The following is a 16,190-nucleotide window of genomic DNA, read 5'->3' on the forward strand; positions in this document are numbered from 1 at the left end:
TCCTTAGCTTATAACTCTTCCTTGCTAAACAATCGTAGTGAAATCCTATAAGAGCAGTACAATATGGAGAGATAAACAATCCCTATCAAACCAATCGACAACAGATGATCCTGCAGCTTTATGTCGGTAATTGTTAAGAAAAAGGATGAATTTGAGAGTGAAGATCCAGTGTTCAGGGTGGTAATCGTTATTACTACATTAAAAAGGATATTGAAGTAATAGTTTTTGGAACCAAGCCAATAATGAATCGGCAGATAAATAGACGCAGCCAAAGGAATCATAAGTAACGTTAAAGATACCCCTATCCAATAAAACGGGCTAATGGAATATCCAAATGAAAAGGAAATTAGTAACAAAGCTAAAGAGCAAACCAAACCGATGAAACAATAAGGAATAAGTGATAAGTATTTAGCCAAGATAATCTCTTGCCGTCTTACTGGTAACCCTATCACAAACTTTGTGTTGTTATTCTGTGCATCCATAGAACAGGAGTATACGAGCAACAGTAAAGATTGAAAAGTAGCAAACATGCTGGAGTTATCCAGTTGAACATATGCGATGAACAAGATACTCAAGAGAAATATAGGGATAAAATTCCGCAGGAGAATAAAATCTTTTCGAATCAGCAACAAGAGATTAAACATACAAAGCGTTTCCCTTTACCGTAAAATACATGATTTCTTCCAGAGTAGGCGTTTCGCATATGGCATGACCTCTAAAGAAGTGTTCCCCCTCAGAGCGATTGTTCAGAAGCCCCTCGAAACCAACTTCCGTCTCTCTAAGCCCGATGAACCATTTTCGTACATCCCGATCAAGCAACTCTTTATTGCCTTTTACCAGCATGTATTTGTTGGCTAGAGATTCTTTCATTTCATTAAATACTAGGTGCCCTTCGTTCACAAAAACAATATAGTCCGCGATCCGGTCCAAATCAGTCGTATTATGCGTTGAAAAAAGAATAGACTTCTTCTCATCCTGGATATGCTCACTAAGCAAATCAAGCAACTCTCTTCGGAATATAGGATCAAGTCCTGCAGTAGGTTCATCCATTATGAGCAGATCTGCACCATGTGATAAGGCAATGGCGAGCGAATACTTCATTTTCATTCCTTTGGAGAGCTCCTTAATCTTTTTCCGCGGGGAAAGCTTGAACATCTCTATGTATTTCCTATACGTTTCTTGATCCCAACGACTATAAAAAGGAGCAATAATCTTACTCATCTGATCGATGGTTAATTGATCGTAAAAGTAATTCTCATCGGAGACATAGCCAATCCGATCCTTATTCTCTGCTTCATGGATAGACATCTCCTGGTCAAAAATCTTGACGCTGCCATGATCAGGAAACACCATCCCCATCATCATTTTTATTAATGTTGTTTTCCCTGCCCCATTCGGTCCAATTAGCCCCGTGATATACCCTTCTTTAATACCGAACGTAAGTTCGCATAGGCTAAAATGGCCATATTTTTTAGATATTTGGTCCAATTGAATGACTTCTTTCATTCTGTCTCCTCCTCATAAAGCAATTTCAACATCTCACTAAACTCAGCAAAATTAATCCCCAGCATTTTACTCTCGTCGATAATCTCCTTCATTTTGTTCTCCATAATCCGTAGCCGTTGTTCCCGAATAAATTCCTGATCTGCACCAGAAACAAAGGAACCTTTCCCCACAATTGAATTGATAAGCCCTTCTCTCTCCAGTTCTTCATAGGCTCGTTTCGTTGTAATTACGCTAATCTGCAGCTCTTTGGCTAATAGCCGGATAGAAGGTAATGGGGTGCCAGACACTAACTCTCCTTGCAGAATCATCTGGCGGATCTGGCTGACAATCTGTGCATAGATGGGTTCACCGGAAGTGTTGGATATCAATATGTTCATGGAATCGTGCCCTCACTCCTAGTTTATGTGTTATCAATGTATATATGTAATATATACACTATACCCATTGTTGTCAATTAACTTTCTAGTATCGGCGAAAAAGCTGATTCCTAGGATCTAAGAACCAGCTTACACAGTTATCAGATATTTTCTCTATCACAATAATCCCGCACTTTTTAAAAAACGGCTAACAATATCTATCTGATAGCGAATCCGTAGCTCACGATCAAGGCTCCAGCAGGTTTCCACAGTAAATGCTTTAGCCCCTAATATACGGGTAACGGCTGCCCTTGAGGAGCCGGGGCGCTCCCGTAAACGGATATTAAAATGATAAGCGGTTTTGGGAATCGTTCGATTAATGCCTTTGATGACACGTTTTGCTGTACCTGTTCCTCGGCTTCCCGGAGTGACGATGATCGACTGGCCAAGTCGCTTCGGATTTTTTTGTGACAACCCATTTGCTTCATGAAGATCCAGAAACCAGGTGGGACGATATCTTAGTACTAGCTGTAGCAAAGCTGAAGCTAATGGATGTTTTGCCGCTGTTTTGCTAGAACGTGGAAAGGTGCGATTTAAATCGGGTACACCTCTGATCCGTTTGCGGTAAGCTTTTTGATTCATTAGAGGTACTACAATGATCGTGCCCCGGTGTATATACAACCTTCTCTGGTTAAAACGTTCTACAATGATCTGTGCGGCACGAATACTTCCTGTCTCATTCCCATGTATCCCCGACACCACCATAAAGACAGGACCAGGAAGCTCACCTCTAATCACATAATAAGGAGTAGCATAAGCTGTGGACGATGCTAAGGTATAGCTTTCAACGATCATAAAGGATCACCTCCACATTTAGATAATCCATATATGTGTATTCCGATGTCCCCCAGTTGTCCTAGACAGATAAGCAAGAAGAAACGACGTGGTCTTTTTTAAAGATAGCATTCGTTTTTCGTAGAAATACAATCAAAAAAAGCCTGATTTCTCAGGCTTCCTTAGTCCTAACTAGTTAATTTATTTATACGCCGGGAGCCAGTCTCCATGGGCTGTGATCAGCTCGTCGCACATATTTGTAATGTCATCCATCGACAATTCAGCTGCTGTATGTGGATCAAGCATTGCGGCGTGATAGATATGCTCTTTCTTATGGGTAATCGCTGCTTCGATCGTTAACAACTGTGTATTAATGTTTGTACGATTCAGTGCGGCGCACTGTGGAGGCAGATCTCCCACGTAGGTCGGAGTTACTCCGCTTCTATCTACTAAACAAGGGACCTCTACACATGCTTCTTTTGGCAGATTGGTGATGAGACCTGTATTCATAACATTGCCACCTATTTTGAAAGGCACATTAGTTTCGATAGCTTCCATAATATAAGACGCATATTCATGCGAACGTTCATGTTTAAGTTCTTTGTTATTAACCAATTCTTCACGCATTTGTTGCCAACGTTCAATTTGATCTACACAGCGGCGTGGATACTCGTCGAGTGGAATTTGAAACCGTTCGATAAGCTCAGGGTAATTACGTTTGATAAAATAAGGATGATACTCTGCGTTATGTTCCGAAGATTCCGTAATGTAGTAACCGAATTTAAGCATCATTTCATAACGGACCATGTCTCCGTGATGTTCTTGTTGCTTCTCAGCGGCACGGCGTTTAATTTCCGGATACAAATCCTCGCCGTCTTTAGTAACCTCCAATAACCAAGCCATATGGTTAATCCCAGCGATCTTAGCCTGAACACCTGTCTGATTCATACCCAGATGCTCGAACAAGCCCGGAATACAATGCTGCACACTATGACATAATCCCACCGTCTTTACACCGCCATAGGTATTCATCACATTGGTCAGAACTGCCATAGGATTCGTATAGTTCATAAAGAGTGCGTCCGGACAAACCTCCCGTACATCCGCAGCAAAGTCCAGCATCACTGGAATAGTACGCAGGTTACGGAAAATCCCACCTATGCCAACTGTGTCCGCAATCGTTTGCCGCAAGCCATATTTCTTCGGAATTTCAAAATCTGTGATGGTGCAAGGATCGTAACCTCCCACTTGGATTGCATTAATGACATATTTAGCTCCACGCAAAGCTTCTTTACGATCCGTATAGGATTTCACAACACAAGTGCTGCCGCTGCTCTCTTTTATATTATTAAGCATATTCTCGGAATCTTTCAGGCGTTGTAGATCAATATCATACAGGGCAAGTTCAAACCCTTGCAGGGCTGGCGTTCTCATACAATCTCCCAACACGTTTTTGGCAAATACGGTGCTACCCGCTCCGATAAATGTAATTTTAGACATGTGAAATATTCCTCCTTATAGGTGAGGTGAACGGTATTAACATCGCAGTTTTATGGAATAGAGTAAACTATAATTCCCTTATAAACACTAGGATGTCAGATCATAACCGTCTGCTCTCTTCACTAATCACTATAAATGAGAGCGGTCCCAATGAGTATGGAGAAATACAAGAGATATATGGACGTTTGTTGCATTTGTATATTCAATCCTATAATCTAAATGTATTATAAAAGCAATCTTGGGGAGGTTCTAAGTAAATGGCTTCAGAGCATTATCATTTTACAGCAGGGTTTAATCTGGCTCCCGATGATCATGACCTATCTGTATTATTCAGCGGAGAAGGCAAACCCGTTCCTGGCCATAAAATGGGCCCCTCTGTTCATGATTACTATCTCATTCATACAGTAATTGATGGGGAAGGAGTTTTTCAAAGTGGCAGTAATTCGCAGGGATGTAGTAAGGGGGATACCTTTGTTATTTTTCCGGGGGCGTTATTTAGCTATCAGGCAGACATGGATCGTCCGTGGACATATGTATGGGTGGCCTTACAAGGGGAAGCGGTTGAACAGCTACTACACGAAGTGGGAATTACAAGGGACAAGCCAATAATCCACTTAGATAACCTAATAGAGATACATAAAGTATATGAACATATTCGTTTATCCTTTCAGCAATCTGCTTATCCTCGACTGGAGAGCTTAGAAGCTTCGGGTTGGCTGCGGCTGCTAGTGCACAAATTCGGTGTTGCGAACATAAGTTCGCTTCCCTCTCAATCGATAGAATTACCGGATGTTATCGACCGTCAGATCGATCAAGCGATCCGTTGGATTTCTCTACAGTTTCATCAACAGATCAGTATCGACCATATGGCATCGTCTCTAGGCTATCATAGGGCGCACCTCTCTAAAGTCTTTAAACAAAAGATCGGCATGTCTCCCAAACAATATTTATTAAAGGTTCGTATGGATAAAGCAAAAAAACTGCTAGGAGGCACGCTGACCATCGACCAGATCTCTTCCTCGGTCGGTTTCAATGACGCGTTATACTTCTCCAAGCAGTTCCGTAAGTGGAGCGGCATGTCTCCCAGTGAATTTCGAAATCATCTTCGAACGGGCAAGTGATTGATGTTTCTTACGTTTCTTTCATGGCTTTAGATAAAATTGAGCTAACAAACGTTGTCTTTCCTTCACAATAAGCATCAATGTCATAACGATGTTGTTCTGCCAAGCGTTGTTTGACCTCTGCATACGCTTGACGCGCTGCTGTATTCGATCGCAGATAGTCTCTGAAAGCGATATGCTCCAAGTAGCCTTTTCCATCCTTAGGACATACATACAGATGATATTTCATAAATCCATCATCCTGAAGTCTTTGAAACGCTTCTCTTCCCTCTATTCCCAAGTTCCCTTGGTGTTCATATCCATGCTGTTGTAAACGTTCTATGATTTGTGGGAGTACATCGTAGCTGTCCATCACAAGATCAAGGTCGATGATAGGTTTAGCAGCTAGCCCTTCAATCGAAGTACTGCCCACATGCTCGATAGAAATAATAAGATCTCCGACATAAGATAAGAGCTGTTCTTTTAATCTATTGAATTCTGCCTTCCACTCTGGGTTATACGGGACAACCTCTATAACTTTCGTCTTCTCAGCGATGATCAAACACCTCCCGGGTATAATAAAAGGTACTGTAATACGTTTCTAGCTAGTCTCTGGTATATCCTCTTTCTCGATCACTCTATATACGATCCATATGCATAGAGCGGCTACAACTAGCGTTCCCCCCATTAAGCAGACACCACTCCAGCCCCAATGCTGCCATGCAAAACTTCCCAGCGTGGATCCAATCGCTCCACCTGTAAAAGTGCTGACCATAAAAACAGTATTAATACGACTGCGAGCCGCTGGTTCAAGTGCATATATCCGTGTTTGGTTACTGACCTGTGACCCCTGTACCCCAAGATCCAGAATAATAACTCCTGCAATCAAACTCCAGATCGTAAATCCGGCTAAACCAAAAAATCCGTAAGCTATTAATGTAATTAACAGTAGGATTCCTACAATCTTTTTAGGAGCAATTCTGTCTGCTAACCTCCCGATAAATGGAGCACCAGCAGCACCTGCTACACCAATAAGACCAAACAATCCTGTAATAGAGCTACTGTAGTGATAAGGTTCTCCTTCCAGAAAGAAAGCTAGAGAAGTCCAGAACACACTAAAGCCGCCAAACATGCAAGCCCCAATTAAAGATGACTCACGAAGCGTCGAATATCTGCGAATCAGTTGTCCCATTGATTTCAGCAGATCGGAGTACGAGGAATTATTGTCTGGTTTCGTTGCCGGGATTAGCCGATAAAGAATAAGGGATAACAATAACATGACTACTGCGGCAATCCAGTACATCGCTCTCCAGCCGAACATATCCCCTATAATTCCGGATATTGTTCTTGCTAGCAAAATACCAAAAAACAATCCGCTCATTACTGTGCCTATAACCTTCCCCCGCTCCTCCGGTAAAGCTAACTCAGCCGAGAGAGGAATGATGACCTGCGGCACCACCGTAGTTATGCCGATAGCAAAGCTGGCGATATACATCCAAGTGAGGTTTTGTGCGGTAGCGAAACCAATTAGTGACAGTGATACAGCAATAAGAAGTCCTGATATCAGTGTTCTGCGTTCACGAATGTCACCTAGTGGAACAAAAAATAACATTCCCAGCGCGTAGCCGATTTGAGTAAGCATCGATACATATCCCACTGCGTTAGAGGAAGCATTAAATGTGCGTCCTATCTCAGCTAGGAGCGGCTGATTATAATACATATTTGCCACGCTTAGTCCTGATGCAATGGCTAGAATTAGGATGAATTGCTTAGATAGACCTTCTCCTACACGAACAGCAGCGCCTGTGATAGATTGTGTCATGAAATTATGTGCCTCCGTTCACGTATGCTGCTTCAAACAGCGAGCTTTATTTTCCCTAATATATTATAACAGTCAATGTCAACCTTCCTTCTTCAATAGATTAATGATTAGTAAAGGGAAAAATATAAATATCTGCATAAGTACTATTTATAGTAAAATATATAAATCTGAGCTAGGAGTGGATGGACGTGCACCAGAACGAACGAATCATAAACAAATTACAAACGAATCCCTTAAAGAATGTAAGCTTGTTAAAAATGTTAAACTCCTTCCACGAAGTCATGGAAACACATCTAGTTGAGCATGGTGATCAGTGGGGTATTGTATTACTTCTTCCAGCCACAGCATACGCATATGATCATAGGGTATATCCTCAAGCGGATTACATCGTATTTTTGGATTACAGCTGCCCCGATATATTTCCAGCTTTACTACTACTGCTCCCAGCACAGGCGAAGCTTGTTTTTAAACTACAGGATGTGAAGTACCAAGAGGCACTGTCTGCGCATTTTTCTTTAGAAAAAACTCGGGGGTTTTTCTCTTACAGCACAACTGAGGGGTTAAGGTATAGTAAGGACAAAGAGGTGTCAATCAATCATTCATTTGACGACAGACTACTTCCACTTTGGGCTGCTAACCATTACAATAAGGAAGAAATTGAGGAATATTTCCAAAAAGGAGCGTTTTCCGTTTCAATCTTTCAGGGCGACAATCCGGTTAGTACCTGCCTAGCGTTCCGAAATGAAGAGCAGATTTGGGAAATCGGCGCTGTTCATACTTTAGAAGCATTTCAAAGATACGGATACGCGAAAATGGTAGTTCGCACAGCCATACAAGAAACGTTAGAACGAGGCTTTATTCCACGCTATCACGTCCTTGAAAGAAATCAAGCGTCCATTCGTCTAGCTGAATCTATTGGGCTTGTCCCTTGTGTGCAGCTAGAGCACTGGATTAACTACATTCAATAACAATTTCTATTGGAGGTGATTTTAATGAGCTATCCACCAAACGACAATTTGAACTATTATCAGCCTCCACCCCCTCCGGCACCGACGAATGGTAAATCAATCGCTGGTTTTGTCTTGGGAATCCTCTCTATTGTTGTGCCTTATATTGGTTTTCTGTTAGGAATTATTGCGATTATTCTATCCGCCTTATCGCTGAAGGAAATCCGTAATCGTTATGAACAAGGCAAAGGCATAGCGATTGCAGGCCTGGTATGTGGAATTGTGGGCACGCTGATGTACGCAATTATTATATTATTCGTCGTTGTGTTTGTTTTTGCAGCTTCTACTTACTAACCACGAAAAGGATCTCAATAGCCATCATCGGCTGCTGAGATCCTTTTCGAGTTAACACGCTATCAAGTGAACCCTTCATTCAGTCGTGGAACCAAAATCGGTGATTTTAAGCTTAACATCAAAGGTCAATGGCATCCGAATAAATTCCTCGTCCCAATGATCCTTGATCTTTTTCCAAACCTGCGGTTTTTCTATGCTGAACCAATTTCCGAACCCTGCTATATCCACTTTGTAGGTAGAATGCATTTTGTGAATAAGAGCATTGATTTTTTCGGTTAATTTTTCCTCGAATATCTTCTCCAATTCTTTGAAATAGGCAACTTCCGCGGAATGCTCATTATCATCCCAATTCTCAATAAGACGTCCATCAGACTCAATGGCTACATGAATAGAGAACTTCTCATCCGCAGTCTCCTTCAGCGTAATCTTGCTCTTAACTGATTTAATTTCATAAGTAATCGCTTCATTCAACTGATTATAGGCTTTAATGCTCCCACCTTTTATGTCCCCTTTGATCCAGGCAATACTCTCCACATCCTGTTGATCAATATTGCCAATCCACTGTCCTGTGTCTCCCTTGATAATACCTGCTCCGGAAAATTCCACCTCACCTTGTGCCTCCACAACGTTCTGTAAAACAAAGCTTTGCCTGGAGTACATAAGTGCATCTAGATTAGACAACGTTATGCCCTTCATAACTTTACTGGTTCTGAAGTGGTTATGAATCATGTCTGCCAGACGAAAAGAAGGAATCTCCTCCGAGGTTGTTTTAAGTGTGTCGGATGCAGGCCCTTGGCTAAGAAATATAAGACAGCTAGGGCGGATATCATTATCTCGCAGTAAAAAGTCCATTAGCCGTCTGATCTTCTCCTGTTGCACCAGTTTCTCAGATATGACAACAACCTTGAGGTGATGACCTATAATCGGACGGTTCTTACGTATTGAGATTTGGCGGAATATCTCAAGCAGAGAATCCCCTGTCTCAGAAATATTGTGATAATGAGTTTGTGGTGTTGCGCCATCTTTGCCAGAGTTTCCGAGTATTTTTTCAGGCACAATTTGTACCGTAGCCGTCAATTTATTTTTCTTAAAATAGCTTCCTCCGAGTTCCTCAAACTCCCGTTCGACTCCTTTCGGCTCCCCCTTGTCAAGCGCCAATCCCGTATAAACACTCAAGTCTTCAATCTCCTTACTGCTCCAGCAGCCAGACTGCGTAAGCAGAATCACGAATACCAATAGTAGGCGAATAACCCGCTGTCTAAACATTCTGCTTGAGTCCTTTCTTCCTAATGATTAATACAATCGACAATAACAGTGGCAGCATTATAAAGATCAGCACACCCATATAGCCAATCGCATCACCAAGACTAAAGACATCATTGATGCGCTGAGGGATCATCGTACAGATGAAGATGATGGGCATTAAAGCGAACATAACCGGATGGATCTTTAGGTGGAATACCTGGGAGATGCCAAGTGATGCATTAAAGAAAAAGCTGCAAAAATTACAGAACATCTGCATCAGCCAAATGACGAGCAACGGAAATTCAAATCGTTCAAAAAAGAACCCTGATATTTCAAAGCTCCGTACCAAATCTATCGTAGGCCAGGTGCTGGTGATTACAGAATTGATGGATAGGCCACCGATAACCATCACAACAGTAACCAGATACAATACCAGCGGGATACTTAAACCGACCATCATTCCTTTGACCGCTTGCTGCGGATGCTCCATAAAGGCCGTCATTATCATCACAACCTCACAACCGGTAAAAATCAGGATGCTCGACTTCATGCCTCGGATCACCGGCATCATGCCTTCACTCAGAAAAGGACGCAAATGCTGGATATCAAATATTCTGGTACTTAAGATATAACAAATAATCAGAATAAAAATACTGATCGGAAATACAATCTGAAACACGCGGGCCATGGAATTAATCCCGCCATACACCAAATAAGTGCCCACCCAGATGAACGGCATCACAATCGCCCAGATCGGTGTCCCTTCCAGAAGAAAAAACAACGTTACTTCCGCCAAAACGCGGATTTCGAAACCCGCAATCACAATAAAGTAAAGAATCAATATTGTACTCATTACACTGCCTGGAAGATTCCCAACAATTCTTTTAGAATACTGAAAGACAGTCTTCCCTGGAAATTGCTGGCTAAGCTTCACCATAACCAATATGACCAAAGATACGACGATACCTCCCAGCACTACTGAAATCCAGGCATCGGGAGTCTGCACAGCCTTAACAACATTTCTGGGCAAAGTCAAAATTCCCGCACCTAGCATTGAATTGGTCAAGATTATAGAAGCCTGCGAGGTTGTGATCTTGTCATCAGTTCGTTTAAACACTGTGGTCTCCCCTCTGCTCCTGCTAAGAATACATTCTCTAGGACCTGCGCTTTTTCTTCTGGGTCTTCAGCATCTCCGGTCTTCGCTTCATGATCGATAACGGTGCACGAACGAACAAATCCTTCCAGTCACTTAAGCGGAAAGGGGAAATAGGGGTGACGTAAGGAACTCCAAAGCTTGAAAGCCGAGTCAGATGGCTGCAAATAAGCAGGAAGAAAAGGATGGTTCCGAACATGCCCAGGACCGCCGCAAATAACATGCCTGCGAATCGTAAGATCCGGAGAGTAATCCCCGCACTGTACATCGGTATGGAAAACGAAGAGATCGCTGTCACGGCTACAACAATTACCAAAAAAGGACTTACAATACCAGCCTGTACCGCGGCATCTCCAATGATTAGACCTCCGACAATCCCCATTGCCGGACCTATGGGCTTCGGTAGCCGAATTCCAGCTTCACGCAAGATTTCAATGGAAATTTCCAGAATCAACACTTCAATTAATGCAGGAAAGGGTACACCTTGGCGTGTTTCGATAATGGAAATCGCCAGTTGTGTAGGAATCAGTCCCGGATGAAAAGAGATAAAGGAAATATACAGCGCCGGAGCCAACAGAGCCAGAAATGATGCGCAAAACCGGAGTATCCGCAAAAGTGTACCCGGAATCCAGCGCTCATAATAATCCTCAGGAGACTGCAAAAGCATACTGAACGTCACTGGAACAACGAGTGCAAACGGTGTGCCATCCAGCAAAATAGCGACTCTTCCCTCTAACAAGGATGCAATTACCCGATCGGGTCTTTCCGTATTCTGTGTCTGCTGAAACGGGCTTAAATAATCATCCTCGATCAACTGTTCCACATAGCCGGATTCCAGAATAAAGTCCATATCAATTTTGGAGATACGTTCCTTCACTTCCTGGAGCAGATCAGGATTCACAATGTTTTTCATATAAGCGATAACCAGGTTCTTCTTGATTTCGCTGCCTACTTCAACCATTTTCATTTCCAGATTCTTATTAAGCCCTTGGCGCCGCAGCATAGAGGTATTCTCACTAAGCACCTCAGTAAAGCCAATCCGAGGCCCACGCAGTAAAGCCTCCGAGGTCGGCTCAGTAATCGCGCGCACGGATCCATGCGGAGAACCCACCAGCAACATCTCACGCATGCCTTCGACAATCAGCGCAGTGTATCCGAATAGGACAAACTCCTGCAGTTGGTCTAAATCCTTGGCTTCACTAAGCTGAGCTAAGGGGAGCATATTCTGTTTCAAGTAGTTGTATATTCCTTCTGAAGCCTGCGTTTCGCCGGCATACATCAGATTCTGCAGCACCTGCTGATTGATTAGCTCCTCGTGCTGCATCCCCTCTACATAGACCAATGCTGCACGTGCCTGTATACCTTTAACTGAGAATTCACGAAAATGTACATCACTGTTCTCCCCCAATGCCGTTTTTATCGCTGTCAGATCGGCATCATAGTCCTGGGTAAAAGCAGTAGACACAGGAGGCTGCGGATTTACTTCCCGATTGTCATTCTTCTTCAGTTCCGCATCCTGTGATTTGGCCTCTGTTTCCTTGGAGCGTCCGCTTCCAACATAAAAATACAAATGCCTGTAAAGATAAAAAATCCCTACGGGAAAGAGCAGCGTAATCGCCGCCTGCATAAAAATTGTCCAGTCCGGAATATAAGAGACTATTTTAGGCCACATCGCAATCATCCTCTATAGGAATCTGTTAGTACTATTCTCCTTCCACCCTATTCTTATGCAACATTTGAAACTTAAGGAAAGTTCATATATCAGCATTGGTCCGGACATAACAAAACGCCCGCATAAGCGGACGTCTGCAATTTAGAGTATTTTCAACAGGTACTGCTTAAGGTTAATTAGGTTGCTGCCACTGCTTTAAAACTTCAATCAGACCCGGGACATCTAATCCATCCAAGGAAAAAGCTTTGCGCAGCAGCTCATGCGGTATGAACTCATCGTATTTTCCGATGTAGGGTGCTTCATCTGGGGATAACAATGATAATGGATCTGTGGCAGCCATACTTTCGGCAATGATCTCTGCTTCCAGCGTTTCTGCATCTGTTTTACCCGCAACGACCATATAATAAGGTTCCATGGGAACGATAGAACGCAGTCCCAGAGGGCTCTTCAGGTTGTTCTTCAGAAGGCGCTCCAGCGTACGGAATTGCCGACTACCGGCCCAGGGCAGAATGAACATGGAATCTCCACCCGCCGGCATAACGGATCGCACAAGCATTCCGCTTTCCTTCGCTAAACGACGGGCTCGTTCAAGACGCGCAGCCGCACTCGGAGCTAAATACGGATACAATGAAGTGGCTCCTAAGATTTCACGGATCTTGTTCATGATGCGTGTATGTACATCCCCACCCGCACCAAGCCACAACGTATCTACTTTGCCGCGTGAGGTTTTCACATAAACGGCTTTATGGCGATTATCCACCTCTTCTACCTTCCAAAGCTTACCTGCCAGAGTAAAACAGTAGCCTGGTGGTGGAACCGTTGTGATCGATCCGATTTCCTCAGTCCCGTTATAGACCACATGCTCTTCATCATCTTTGAAGACCGCGTAGAAGCGGAAGTTATTCACGATCTTCTCTCCCGCCATCCCGATGATCAAGCTGCCTTCGTCCATCTTCTCAATTTGTCCCATGCCTAACATATAGGTCATGAAAATATCATAATCAGTAGGATCTATGGTTTTAAACGAAGGCAAACTCAGAACCGCTTCTTTTAAATCATCCGGTTCGGCCTCACCCATACTTTTCAAAATGCTCATCGTCTGATGGTACAGCAGTCCAACTGGCAGCTGACGCACGACCAGGGGTTCCACCCATTTCTCGCGCACATATAGCTCAATAACCGCTATCGCTCGAAGCAGTGTCCACGGCATCCGCGCCGGAAGCTGAGCTTCCTCGTCCTCTTCCTCGGGCGTGACAAAGATCATCTCGGATGCAGCGTCTCCACGCCTGCCCGAGCGGCCTAACCGCTGCACAAAGCTTGCGCAGCTATAGGGAGCGCCGACCTGTAGCACTCGCTCCAGCTCGCCCAGATCAATGCCCAGCTCCAGCGTCAACGTCGCTGCGGCAACAGCCGGTCCGGTGCCTTGCCGCAGCGCGGCTTCCGTCTCTTCACGCAGCATCGCGGAGATGCTGCCATGGTGAACGTGAAATACATCCCGTTCACCACGCTTCGCGGCCGTTCTCCGCATCTCTAGGGTCGCCGTCTCCGCATCTGAGCGGCTGTTGGTGAAGATCAACGCCTTCTTCAGATGCGTATGATCATAAATGAAATCGTAATAAGACTGCTTCGCACGTTCTAAATGCTCCGCCTGCACCTCATCCCGTGCATCCGGGAAAGAGAAATGCTCCACACTTAAACGGAGCTTACGCCCGCCTTGTGGAGCGGACACTTCAACGCTCTCCCGTGTGCCCGCCGCCAGCCACTCTGTGACAGAAGCGTAGTCACTCAGCGTAGCTGATAGACCGATTCTGCGAGGATGACATCCCGCCATTCGTGAGATTCTCGCCAGCTGGCTTAACACCTGGATCCCCCGGTCAGCTCCCATAAAGGCATGCACCTCGTCAATGACAATAAAACGTAGATCATGGAACAACGCTGGAATAGCATTCGGGCGGTTCATCAACAATCCTTCAAGCGATTCAGGGGTGATTTGCAGCACGCCTGAAGGATTCTGCACCAGTTTTGTTTTATCGGCTTGTGGTACATCTCCATGCCAGTGCCACACCGGAATGTTGCCTTCACGAAGCAAATCATTCAAACGTGTAAATTGATCGTTGATCAAAGCTTTCAAAGGGGCGATATACAAAATGCCAACCGAACCGGAAGGACGTTCATACAGCTCAGTAAGCGCTGGGAAAAAAGCTGCCTCTGTCTTACCTGAAGCGGTACCTGAGGCAATCAGCAGATGATGCGGGGTATCAAAAAGCACCCGGCAGGCATCCACCTGTGCCTCACGCAAAGTCTCCCAGCGGTTCTTATAAATAAACTCTTTAATGAAGGGAGCCAGCCTATAGAACGGATTATCACTCATAATTCAAACTCCGCCAGGAATCCATCCAGTTCATTTTGCTCGGTCTCAGCTGGCTTAGCCGTTTTTTCGCCGACTAGCTGTTCAAAAGTAATCTCCGGATGCTGGTGGAGCGTATGCAGCAGATCCATGAAATCACGTACTACCTCCCGTGGAGTCAAGAGTTCCTCAGCCCCTAATCTTCCAACCGCTTCCTCCATAAAATGAACCAATTGTTCCTGTGATAAACGTGCTTCATAACCATAATGTAGGGCGTGAATCTCTTTAAGCTTTTGCAGCAGTACAAGAATTTCCTCGTGTGATAACATGTCCAGTGCAATGATAGGTCCAGTATAATTGTTCAGACCCGCCGCCACGTACCGGCCAGCAACCAATCGCGATCGCAGTGCCTCATAACTAAATAAACCACGCCGTCCATCTTCCACAAATTGCGGAGTTCCCCCTATAAAAATCCCTAAGTTCTCTGCCTTCCCCTGCATCGTATCATTGAACATGGTAAGCAGCTTTTCATAGTTGCTCTGACGGGAAATACTGTTCGTAATTTTATAAAGATTGACACCTTCATCAATAAACAGCAGCAGACCTTTATAGCCAATAGCCGCAGTAAATTCCGCCCAAAGCTTCATATAGTCATACCAATTATCATCATCAATAATCACGCCAACTCCAAGCGCTTTGCGGGCTTCTGTCCGAGTTGCAAATTCTCCACGCAACCAGCGAAGCGAATCCTGTTTCTGGTCATCATCGGCCAGCTTGTGTGCATTCCAATAAGAGGCGAGCACTTTGGCAAAATCAAAACCATGTACCAAACCACGCATTTCAGAGGCTACAGCGTAAATTCGCTTCTCTACTTCTTCACCAAGCTGAGGGTGATCAGGCCCATATTCCTTCTCCTGCATCACGGACTGCTGTAGCGTAATAATCCATTTCTGCAGGATGATCTCCAACGCTCCACCATCTGGACGTGTGCGGGTCGATAAATGGCTCATTAGCTCCCGGTAAGTCGCTAGGCCTTGTCCTTTAGTTCCTACTAACCTACGCTCAGGGGACAGGTCAGCATCTGCTACTACAAAATCCCGATCCATCGCGTAATTACGGATCATCTGAAGCAGAAAGCTTTTGCCGCTGCCGAATTTGCCTGTAATCAGCTTAAAAGCTGCCCCACCCTCTGCAATGTTCTCCATATCTCTTAATATGGCCTCAATCTCCGGCCGACGGCCAACGGCTATGTGCTCTAGTCCGATACGCGGAACAACACCAGCCGTCAACGAATTGACTAGCGCAGTTGTCATTCGTTTAGGTATTTTTAATTCACTCATCCAAAGTTCACCTC

15 protein-coding genes are annotated in these 16,190 nt (G+C 44.3%); 3 read left to right on the top strand and 12 right to left on the bottom strand.

The annotated features are described in order from the left end of the window. Positions 1-8: 8 nt before the first annotated feature. The 5 genes from MHB56_RS29800 to MHB56_RS00555 form a co-directional block, all read right to left on the bottom strand. Positions 9-644, bottom strand: a complete 636-nt coding sequence (locus MHB56_RS29800) for an ABC-2 transporter permease (RefSeq protein ID WP_076280407.1) — start codon at positions 642-644, stop codon at positions 9-11. Continuing rightward, complete coding sequence (locus MHB56_RS00540; RefSeq protein ID WP_076126629.1) at positions 637-1,506, bottom strand: ABC transporter ATP-binding protein; 870 nt, start codon at positions 1,504-1,506, stop codon at positions 637-639. Before MHB56_RS00540 ends, MHB56_RS29800 begins: the two co-directional genes overlap by 8 nt. After that, positions 1,503-1,883, bottom strand: a complete 381-nt coding sequence (locus MHB56_RS00545) for a GntR family transcriptional regulator (protein WP_076126630.1) — start codon at positions 1,881-1,883, stop codon at positions 1,503-1,505. The genes MHB56_RS00540 and MHB56_RS00545 overlap by 4 nt, the downstream gene beginning before the upstream one ends. 156 nt (positions 1,884-2,039) lie before the next feature. Further along, positions 2,040-2,717, bottom strand: a complete 678-nt coding sequence (locus MHB56_RS00550) for a M99 family carboxypeptidase catalytic domain-containing protein (protein ID WP_076280406.1) — start codon at positions 2,715-2,717, stop codon at positions 2,040-2,042. Positions 2,718-2,897: 180 nt separating this feature from the next. Further along, positions 2,898-4,196, bottom strand: coding sequence for an alpha-glucosidase/alpha-galactosidase (locus MHB56_RS00555; RefSeq protein ID WP_076190244.1), 1,299 nt, complete (start codon positions 4,194-4,196; stop codon positions 2,898-2,900). 257 nt (positions 4,197-4,453) lie between these two features. On the opposite strand from MHB56_RS00555, the gene MHB56_RS00560 reads away from it, so the two are divergent. Further along, positions 4,454-5,317, top strand: a complete 864-nt coding sequence (locus tag MHB56_RS00560; RefSeq protein WP_076126635.1) for an AraC family transcriptional regulator — start codon at positions 4,454-4,456, stop codon at positions 5,315-5,317. Positions 5,318-5,327: 10 nt separating this feature from the next. On the opposite strand, the gene MHB56_RS00565 is transcribed toward MHB56_RS00560, so the two are convergent. Further along, a complete protein-coding gene (locus MHB56_RS00565; RefSeq protein ID WP_370510713.1) occupies positions 5,328-5,858 on the bottom strand; it encodes a GrpB family protein in 531 nt (176 codons plus the stop codon). 39 nt (positions 5,859-5,897) lie between these two features. Then, on the bottom strand, positions 5,898-7,118 hold the full coding sequence (locus MHB56_RS00570; RefSeq protein WP_076126637.1) for an MFS transporter: 1,221 nt from the start codon (positions 7,116-7,118) through the stop codon (positions 5,898-5,900). Between the two features lie 188 nt (positions 7,119-7,306). On the opposite strand from MHB56_RS00570, the gene MHB56_RS00575 reads away from it, so the two are divergent. Beyond that, positions 7,307-8,086 (top strand): GNAT family N-acetyltransferase, encoded by a 780-nt coding sequence (locus MHB56_RS00575; RefSeq protein WP_341143138.1) that lies wholly within the window; start codon positions 7,307-7,309, stop codon positions 8,084-8,086. A gap of 24 nt (positions 8,087-8,110) precedes the next feature. Next, positions 8,111-8,419 (top strand): DUF4190 domain-containing protein, encoded by a 309-nt coding sequence (locus MHB56_RS00580; RefSeq protein WP_341143139.1) that lies wholly within the window; start codon positions 8,111-8,113, stop codon positions 8,417-8,419. A 75-nt stretch (positions 8,420-8,494) separates the two neighbouring features. On the opposite strand, the gene MHB56_RS00585 is transcribed toward MHB56_RS00580, so the two are convergent. The 5 genes from MHB56_RS00585 to MHB56_RS00605 all read right to left on the bottom strand — a co-directional run bounded on the left by MHB56_RS00585 (position 8,495) and on the right by MHB56_RS00605 (position 16,176). After that, positions 8,495-9,685, bottom strand: a complete 1,191-nt coding sequence (locus MHB56_RS00585) for a Ger(x)C family spore germination protein (RefSeq protein WP_076126641.1) — start codon at positions 9,683-9,685, stop codon at positions 8,495-8,497. After that, complete coding sequence (locus MHB56_RS00590) at positions 9,678-10,781, bottom strand: GerAB/ArcD/ProY family transporter (protein WP_341143140.1); 1,104 nt, start codon at positions 10,779-10,781, stop codon at positions 9,678-9,680. Before MHB56_RS00590 ends, MHB56_RS00585 begins: the two co-directional genes overlap by 8 nt. Positions 10,782-10,818: 37 nt before the next feature. Then, positions 10,819-12,489, bottom strand: a complete 1,671-nt coding sequence (locus tag MHB56_RS00595) for a spore germination protein (protein ID WP_076126801.1) — start codon at positions 12,487-12,489, stop codon at positions 10,819-10,821. Between the two features lie 172 nt (positions 12,490-12,661). After that, positions 12,662-14,860 carry a DEAD/DEAH box helicase gene (locus tag MHB56_RS00600; RefSeq protein WP_341143141.1) on the bottom strand — a complete coding sequence of 733 codons (2,199 nt, stop codon included), beginning with the start codon at positions 14,858-14,860 and terminating at the stop codon, positions 12,662-12,664. Further along, a complete protein-coding gene (locus tag MHB56_RS00605) occupies positions 14,857-16,176 on the bottom strand; it encodes an ATP-binding protein (RefSeq protein WP_076184846.1) in 1,320 nt (439 codons plus the stop codon). Before MHB56_RS00605 ends, MHB56_RS00600 begins: the two co-directional genes overlap by 4 nt. Positions 16,177-16,190 lie beyond the last annotated feature (14 nt).

Origin of the sequence: Paenibacillus sp. FSL H8-0315 (assembly GCF_038005365.1) — a bacterium.
GTDB classification, from domain to species: Bacteria; Bacillota; Bacilli; order Paenibacillales; family Paenibacillaceae; genus Paenibacillus_AQ; species Paenibacillus_AQ odorifer.

What these genes read in the sequence shown, in the direction of transcription:
- MHB56_RS00595 (WP_076126801.1), bottom strand. Translation starts at nt 12,489, where the DNA reads ATGTGGCCTAAAATAGTCTCTTATATTCCGGACTGGACAATTTTTATG.
- MHB56_RS00560 (WP_076126635.1), top strand. Translation starts at nt 4,454, where the DNA reads ATGGCTTCAGAGCATTATCATTTTACAGCAGGGTTTAATCTGGCTCCC.
- MHB56_RS00600 (WP_341143141.1), bottom strand. Translation starts at nt 14,860, where the DNA reads ATGAGTGATAATCCGTTCTATAGGCTGGCTCCCTTCATTAAAGAGTTT.
- MHB56_RS00550 (WP_076280406.1), bottom strand. Translation starts at nt 2,717, where the DNA reads ATGATCGTTGAAAGCTATACCTTAGCATCGTCCACAGCTTATGCTACT.
- MHB56_RS29800 (WP_076280407.1), bottom strand. Translation starts at nt 644, where the DNA reads ATGTTTAATCTCTTGTTGCTGATTCGAAAAGATTTTATTCTCCTGCGG.
- MHB56_RS00540 (WP_076126629.1), bottom strand. Translation starts at nt 1,506, where the DNA reads ATGAAAGAAGTCATTCAATTGGACCAAATATCTAAAAAATATGGCCAT.
- MHB56_RS00555 (WP_076190244.1), bottom strand. Translation starts at nt 4,196, where the DNA reads ATGTCTAAAATTACATTTATCGGAGCGGGTAGCACCGTATTTGCCAAA.
- MHB56_RS00570 (WP_076126637.1), bottom strand. Translation starts at nt 7,118, where the DNA reads ATGACACAATCTATCACAGGCGCTGCTGTTCGTGTAGGAGAAGGTCTA.
- MHB56_RS00580 (WP_341143139.1), top strand. Translation starts at nt 8,111, where the DNA reads ATGAGCTATCCACCAAACGACAATTTGAACTATTATCAGCCTCCACCC.
- MHB56_RS00605 (WP_076184846.1), bottom strand. Translation starts at nt 16,176, where the DNA reads ATGAGTGAATTAAAAATACCTAAACGAATGACAACTGCGCTAGTCAAT.
- MHB56_RS00545 (WP_076126630.1), bottom strand. Translation starts at nt 1,883, where the DNA reads ATGAACATATTGATATCCAACACTTCCGGTGAACCCATCTATGCACAG.
- MHB56_RS00585 (WP_076126641.1), bottom strand. Translation starts at nt 9,685, where the DNA reads ATGTTTAGACAGCGGGTTATTCGCCTACTATTGGTATTCGTGATTCTG.